At 74.6% G+C, this 6,741-nt stretch carries 9 protein-coding genes; 2 read left to right on the forward strand and 7 right to left on the reverse strand.

The annotated features are described in order from the left end of the window. The 4 genes from RIF68_RS22380 to RIF68_RS22395 all read right to left on the reverse strand — a co-directional run. Positions 1–144, reverse strand: a 144-nt coding sequence (locus RIF68_RS22380) for a biotin carboxylase N-terminal domain-containing protein (RefSeq protein ID WP_309053083.1), incomplete at its 3' end; no start/stop codon positions are given. 8 nt (positions 145–152) lie between these two features. Beyond that, the gene (locus RIF68_RS22385) at positions 153–1,751 is read right to left on the reverse strand and encodes a carboxyl transferase domain-containing protein (protein WP_309053075.1); all 1,599 of its coding nucleotides are present in this window, start codon (positions 1,749–1,751) and stop codon (positions 153–155) included. Continuing rightward, positions 1,748–3,430 (reverse strand): acyclic terpene utilization AtuA family protein, encoded by a 1,683-nt coding sequence (locus tag RIF68_RS22390; protein WP_309053076.1) that lies wholly within the window; start codon positions 3,428–3,430, stop codon positions 1,748–1,750. Before RIF68_RS22390 ends, RIF68_RS22385 begins: the two co-directional genes overlap by 4 nt. Continuing rightward, positions 3,427–4,221 carry a TIGR03084 family metal-binding protein gene (locus RIF68_RS22395; RefSeq protein ID WP_309053077.1) on the reverse strand — a complete coding sequence of 265 codons (795 nt, stop codon included), beginning with the start codon at positions 4,219–4,221 and terminating at the stop codon, positions 3,427–3,429. Before RIF68_RS22395 ends, RIF68_RS22390 begins: the two co-directional genes overlap by 4 nt. A gap of 166 nt (positions 4,222–4,387) precedes the next feature. On the opposite strand from RIF68_RS22395, the gene RIF68_RS22400 reads away from it, so the two are divergent. After that, a complete protein-coding gene (locus tag RIF68_RS22400) occupies positions 4,388–4,597 on the forward strand; it encodes a helix-turn-helix domain-containing protein (protein ID WP_309053078.1) in 210 nt (69 codons plus the stop codon). Next, on the forward strand, positions 4,597–5,139 hold the full coding sequence (locus RIF68_RS22405; protein WP_309053079.1) for a Clp protease N-terminal domain-containing protein: 543 nt from the start codon (positions 4,597–4,599) through the stop codon (positions 5,137–5,139). Before RIF68_RS22400 ends, RIF68_RS22405 begins: the two co-directional genes overlap by 1 nt. A 10-nt stretch (positions 5,140–5,149) precedes the next feature. Here RIF68_RS22405 and RIF68_RS22410 read toward each other — a convergent pair whose 3' ends face one another. The 3 genes from RIF68_RS22410 to RIF68_RS22420 form a co-directional block, all read right to left on the reverse strand. Continuing rightward, on the reverse strand, positions 5,150–5,335 hold the full coding sequence (locus RIF68_RS22410) for a DUF1272 domain-containing protein (RefSeq protein ID WP_309053080.1): 186 nt from the start codon (positions 5,333–5,335) through the stop codon (positions 5,150–5,152). A 120-nt stretch (positions 5,336–5,455) separates the two neighbouring features. After that, positions 5,456–5,848, reverse strand: a complete 393-nt coding sequence (locus RIF68_RS22415) for a VOC family protein (protein WP_309053081.1) — start codon at positions 5,846–5,848, stop codon at positions 5,456–5,458. A gap of 119 nt (positions 5,849–5,967) precedes the next feature. Beyond that, positions 5,968–6,741: EamA family transporter (locus tag RIF68_RS22420; RefSeq protein ID WP_309053082.1), on the reverse strand; the 774-nt coding region annotated here is incomplete at its 5' end.

Consider the following 6,741-nt stretch of genomic DNA (forward strand, 5'->3'; position numbering starts at 1 on the left):
CGCCGCGTCGGCCTCGCGGACGTGCAGCGCGCCCGCGTCCGGGTCGGAGTGGACGGCGACGGTGGCGATGCCCAGCGCGCGGCAGGTGCGCAGCACCCGGCACGCGATCTCGCCCCGGTTGGCGACGAGGACGGTCTTGATCACCAGAGGCCTCACATTCGGAAGACGCCGAAGCCGCCGCGCGCGCCCTCGACCGGTGCCGTGTGGATCGCGGAGAGGCACAGCCCGAGGACCGTGCGGGTGTCGCGGGGGTCGATGACCCCGTCGTCGTAGAGCCGGCCGGAGAGGAACAGGGGCAGGGACTCGGCCTCGATCTGGGCCTCGACGAGCGCCCGCAGCGCGGCGTCGCCCTCCTCGTCGTACGGCTGCCCCTTCGCCTCCGCCGAGGCCCGCGCGACGATCGACAGGACGCCCGCGAGCTGCTGCGGCCCCATGACGGCGGACTTGGCGCTGGGCCAGGCGAAGAGGAACCGGGGGTCGTAGGCCCGGCCGCACATCCCGTAGTGGCCGGCCCCGTAGGAGGCGCCCATGAGGACGGAGAGGTGCGGGACCTTCGAGTTCGACACGGCGTTGATCATCATGGCGCCGTGCTTGATGATGCCGCCCTGCTCGTACTCCTTGCCGACCATGTAGCCGGTGGTGTTGTGGAGGAAGACGAGCGGGATGTCGCGCTGGTTGGCGAGCTGGATGAACTGCGCCGCCTTCTGGGACTCGGCCGAGAACAGCACCCCTTGGGCGTTGGCGAGGACGCCGACCGGATAGCCGTGCAGCCGTGCCCAGCCCGTCACCAGGCTGGTCCCGTACAGCGGCTTGAACTCGTCGAAGTCGGAGCCGTCGACGATCCGGGCGATGACCTCGCGCGGGTCGAAGGGCGTCCTCAGGTCACCGGGCACGATCCCGAGGAGTTCCTCGGGGTCGTACTTCGGGGGCTCTGCGGGCCCGGGGTCGGGGTGGGCCTTGCGGTGGTGGAGGCGGGCGACGATCCGGCGGGCCTGGCGCAGCGCGTCGGCCTCGTCCAGGGCGTAGTGGTCGGCGAGGCCGGAGGTGCGGGCGTGCATCTCGGCGCCGCCCAGGGACTCGTCGTCGCTCTCCTCGCCGGTCGCCATCTTCACGAGCGGCGGGCCGCCGAGGAAGACCTTCGACCGCTCCTTGATCATCACGGTGTGGTCGGACATGCCGGGGACGTACGCGCCGCCGGCCGTCGAGTTGCCGAAGACGACCGCGACCGTCGGGATGCCGGCGGCGGACAGCCGGGTCAGGTCGCGGAAGAGGGCCCCGCCGGGGATGAAGATCTCCTTCTGGGACGGCAGGTCGGCGCCGCCGGACTCCACGAGCGAGATGACGGGGAGCCGGTTGGCGTACGCGATCTCGTTGGCGCGCAGCGCCTTCTTCAGCGTCCACGGGTTGGAGGCGCCGCCGCGCACGGTCGGGTCGTTGGCGGTGATCAGGCACTCGACGCCCTCCACGACCCCGATGCCGGTGATCAGGGAGGCCCCTACGGTGTGGTCACTGCCCCAGCCGGCGAGCGGGGACAGTTCCAGGAAGGGGCTGTCGGGGTCGACCAGGAGCTCGACGCGCTCGCGGGCGAGGAGCTTGCCGCGCCGGCGGTGCCGGGCGGTGTACTTCTCGCCGCCGCCCGCGAGGGCCTTGGCGTGTTCGGCGTCCAGGGCCGCCAGCTTCTCCAGCATGGCGGCCCGGTGCGCCGCGTGGTCGGGTCCGCCGGTGTCGAGGGCGGAGGCGAGGACGGTCACAGGAGGACCTCCGGTACGTCGGTGTGGCGGGAGCGGAGCCATTCGCCGAGGGCCTTGGCCTGCGGGTCGAAGCGGGCCTGGGAGGCGACGCCCTCGCCGAGGATTCCGGCGACGGTGAAGTTGAGGGCCCGCAGGTTCGGCAGGACGTGCCGGGTGACGGCCAGGCCGGCGGTCTCCGGGAGGAGGGTGCGGAAGAGGTCGGTGGTGAGGGTGTGGGCGAGCCAGCGCCACTCCTCGTCGGTGCGGACCCACACGCCGACGTTGGCGTCCCCGCCCTTGTCGCCGCTGCGGGCCCCGGCGATCCGCCCGAGCGGTACGCGCCGTACGGGCCCGGGCGGGAGGGGCGGCGGAAGCTCCGGGGCGGGGACGGGGGGCGCGGGGGCGGCCGGGGGCGCGGGCGGCGGGATCTCCAGGCGGGTGCCGTCCGGCAGCACGGCCGTGTGCGGGACGGAGGCGGCGGGCACGTGCACCGCCTCGCAGACCCCGTAGGGGGAACCCTTCCCGGGTGGGGCGGTGACGTGGAAGCCGGGATAGCTGGCGAGGGCCAGTTCGATCGCGGCCCCTGTCAGGGCGCGCCCCACCTTCTCGGGGTCGGGGTCCCTGACGACGAGCCGGAGCAGGGCGCTGGCCGTCTCCTCGGTGGGGGCGTCGGGCCGGTCGGTGCGGGCGAGTTCCCAGCGCACGCCGGCGGGCGGGGAGGACGCGAGGGCGTCCTCGACCTGGGCCCGCACCAAAGCCGCCTTGGCCTCGACGTCGAGGCCGGTGAGGACGAACACCACCTCGTTGCGGTAGCCGCCGAGCCGGGTGCGGGCGACCTTCAGGGTGGGTGGCGGGGCCTCGCCGCGCACCCCGTCGATCCGTACCCGGTCGGGCCCCTCCCGCGTGAGCCGTACGGTGTCGAGCCGGGCGGTCACGTCGGGTCCCTCGTAGCGGGCGCCGGAGGTCTCGTACAGGAGCTGGGCGGTGACGGTGCCGAGGTCGACCAGGCCGCCGGTGCCGGGGTGCTTGGTGATGACGGAGGAGCCGTCGGCGCGCAGCTCGGCGAGGGGGAAGCCGGGGCGGCGGAAGGCGCGCGGGTCGTGCCCGGTGAAGAAGGCGTAGTTGCCGCCGGTGGCCTGGGCGCCGCACTCCAGGACGTGCCCGGCGACGACCGCGCCCGCGAGCCGGTCGTACTCCTGCGGCCCCCAGCCGAAGTGCCACTGGGCCGGCCCGGTGACGAGGGCGGCGTCGGTGACCCGGCCGGTGACGACGACGTCGGCGCCCGCGGCGAGGCAGGCGGCGATCCCGGCGCCTCCCAGGTAGGCGTTGGCGGTCAGGACGCCCGGTTCGGGCGGCATCCGGTCGCCCTCGACGTGCGCGATCCGGGTGGGCAGGCCGAGCTTCGCGGCGAGGGCGCGCAGGGCGTCGGCGAGTCCGGCGGGGTTGAGGCCGCCCGCGTTGGTGACGATGCGGACACCGCGTTCGTGAGCGAGGCCCAGGCCCTCCTCCATCTGCCGCAGGAAGGTCTTCGCGTAGCCGGTGGAGGGGTCCTTGAGCTGGTCGCGGCCGAGGATGAGGAGGGTGAGTTCGGCGAGGTAGTCGCCGGTGAGGACGTCGAGTTCGCCGCCGGTGAGCATCTCGCGGACGGCGTCGAAGCGGTCGCCGTAGAAGCCGGAGGCGTTGCCGATCCGCAGGGTCACGCCCCGGCTCCCTGCGGGGCGCGTCCCTGTCCCGCCGGTCCGGCGAAGGCCTGGGCGATGCCGAGCCAGTGTTCGGCGTCGGGGCCGTGCGCGGTGAGCGCGGTGTCGGTCCGGTGGACGCGCTGGGTGACGAGGAGGCAGAAGTCGAGCGCCGGTCCGGTGACGCGCTGGGCGGCGTCCTCGGGGCCGTACGTCCACAGGGTGCCGTCGGGCGCGGTGAGTTCGAGGCGGAACGGCTCGGCGGGGGCCTGTTCGCCCCGGACGAGGTAGGCGTGGTCGCGGGCCCGGTGGCCGATCCACGCCACGTGCCGGAGCCGGGCGGTCGGCGTGCGGACGACTCCGAGGGCGTCCGCCACGTCCTGCCCGTGCGCCCAGGTCTCCATCAGACGGGCGGTGGCCATGGCGGGGGCGCTCATGGGCGGCCCGTACCAGGGGAACCGTGCGCCGGGCGGCACGGACCGCAGGGCGTCCTGGAGGCGTTCCCGGCCGGTGCGCCAGCGGGCGAGCAGGTCGGCGGGCGGCAGCCGCGCCCCTTCCTCCGCGCCCTCGTCCACGAAACGGTCGGGTGCGGCGAGGGCCTTCTCGGCTTCGGTGGCGAAGGCCTCGGCGTCGGTGGCGGCGAGGAGCGCGGCCCGGTCGGTCCAGGCGAGGTGGGCGATCTGGTGGGCGATCGTCCAGCCGGGCGCGGGGGTGGGAGCCGACCACTCTTCCGCGCTCAACTCCCCTACGAGGGCGTCGAGTTCTTCGCTCTCCTCGCGCAGATCGGCGAGGACGACGGCGGGGTCGGACACGGTGCGCTCCCCTCGGGAGACTCGCGGGCTCGGGACGCGACGGCGTGCCTGGAGCATGGCAGCGAACCCGGAAACAAGCAAGCGTGCTTGCTTGAATTGATCTCCCGCGACCTCCCGGCCGTCAACTTTGATTGACAGGCGACGGGCGTCAACCTAAGTTGACAGCATGAGCGATGCAACCGATCTCGCCGCCCGCGCGGGCGACCGCGATCCCCGGGTCGGCCTGCGCGCCGTCTCCGCGCTGCGGCGCCTCCTCGAGCAGCTGGAGGCCGTCCAGGTCCGCAGCGCACGCGCCCAGGGCTGGTCGTGGCAGGAGATCGCCGCCGAACTCGGCGTCAGCCGCCAGGCCGTCCACAAGAAGCACGGGAGGCATTGATGTTCGAACGTTTCTCGCCGGGAGCGCGGGCCGTCGTCACGGGAGCCGTGACCCGCGCCGAACGCCTCGGCGCCCCCACCGTCACCGAGGAACACCTGCTCCTCGCCCTCCTCGACCAGGAGGACACCCGGGGCGCCACCGCCCTGCGCGCCCTGGGCCTGACCGGCCCGCGCCGCGCCTCCCTGGAAGCCGCCCTGGCCGAGGCCCGCCGCCGGGGCGGCCTGTCGAAGGCCGACACCGACGCGCTCGCCGGTCTCGGCATCGACGTCACGGAGATCGTCGCCCGTGTCGAGGAGACCCACGGCCCCGGCGCCCTCACCGACGACCGCCCGCCCACGTCCCGCCGCTCCGGGCGCCGCCCCTTCACCCGCGAGGCCAAGAAGGTCCTCGAAGGCTCCCTGCGGGTCTGCCTCGGCCGCCGCGAGAAGACCATCGGCGACGAACACCTGCTGCTCGCCCTCACCGCCCGCCCCGGCGTCGTCTCCGAGGCCCTCGCGGACCACGGCGTCACCTACACGGCGGTGGAAGGGGTCCTGGTGTAGAGGACCCCGGTCACGCCGGAACGACGCGGCGCGGGCGGGCGGCCAGTTCGCCGCCGCAGTTGGGGCAGACACCGCTCATGGCCTCGGCGCACGGCACGCAGAAGGTGCACTCGTACGAACAGATGGCGGCGGACCCGTCCGGGCCGAGGCCCGTCGTACCGCAGCGCTCGCACCGGTCTCGCATCTCCAGGGCCATGCCCGGCTCCCCTCCTCGGCGGGACGGCGACGGTGGTCGCGCGTCGGCGGTACGGCTCCATCGTCCGCGCCCGGGCGGGGCGCCGAAACAGCCCGGCGGCCAAGGTCCGACAGGATCGGGTCAGCGCCCGGACGGACGGTGCCGGACCAGGCAGAACGGGTGCCCGGCGAGGTCCGCGTACACCCGCCACACCCGGTCGCCGCCGCCGTCGTCGAGCAGCCGCGCCCCGAGCGCGAGGACCCGCTCCTGCGCCGCGTCGAGGTCCGGGACCTGGAGATCGAGGTGGAACTGCTGCGGGCGCTCGGGGTCCGGCCAGGTCGGCGGCCGGTGGTCGGCGGCCCGCTGGAAGCACAGCACCTGCCCGCCCGGCACGTGCAGGGTGGTCCAGCTGTCGTCGGGCGCCCACCGCGCGTCGGGCCTGTCCACCTCCCCGCCGAGCACCGCGCGGTAGAACTCCGCGAGTTCCCTCGGGTCGGGACAGTCGAGGACGACGCACTGCAGTTCGGCGATCATGCGCGGCAGTTTAGGAGCCGGCGAGCGGACGGCCGGGGACCGACGGGCGGGCGGGTCACCGGTGCGGCCGGCCGCCCGGGCCGGTCGGCGGCCCGTCACCGCCCCGGTCCGGGCGCCGCTCAGGCGCCCCGGCGGTCCGCCGCCTTCCGGCGGGAGCGGGCCGGGCCCACCTGCGTGCGGACCGCGCCCATGCTCGCCGCGATGACGAGGGCGATGGCCAGGGCGTCGGTGACGGCCAGGGCCTGGCTGAGGACGAGGAAGCCGGCGGTGGCCGCGATGGCCGGTTCCAGGCTCATCAGGATGGCGAAGGTGGGCGCGGGCAGCCGCCGCAGGGCCAGCATCTCCAGCGTGTAGGGCAGCACGGAGGACATCAGCGCGACGGCGAGGCCGAGACCGATCGTGGACGGTACGAGGAGCTTGTCGCCCGCCTCCGCGATGCCGAACGGCACGGTGAGCACCGCACCGAACGCCATCGCCAGCGCGAGCCCGTCGGCCTGCGGGAAACGGCGGCCGGTCCGGGCGCTGAAGACGATGTACGCCGCCCACATCGCGCCCGCCGCGAGGGCGAAGCCCGTACCCGCAGGGTCGAGCCGGTCGAAGCCGCCGCCGCTGAGGAGGACGACACCGGCGAGGGCGAGCCCGGCCCACAGGAGGTTGAGCAGCCGCCGCGAGGCGATGACGGAGAGGGCGAGCGGGCCGAGCACCTCCAGGGTGACGGCGGCGCCCAGCGGGATCCGGTCGACGGACTGGTAGAAGAGGATGTTCATCCCCGCCATGGCGGTGCCGAAGGCGACGACGGTCCCCCAGTCGGCGCGGCCGTAGCCGCGCACCTTCGGCCGGCACACGATCAGCAGCACGGCGGCGGCCAGGACGAGCCGCAGCGTCACGACACC

This window comes from Streptomyces sp., from assembly GCF_031178505.1.
GTDB classification, from domain to species: Bacteria; Actinomycetota; Actinomycetes; order Streptomycetales; family Streptomycetaceae; genus Streptomyces; species Streptomyces gulbargensis.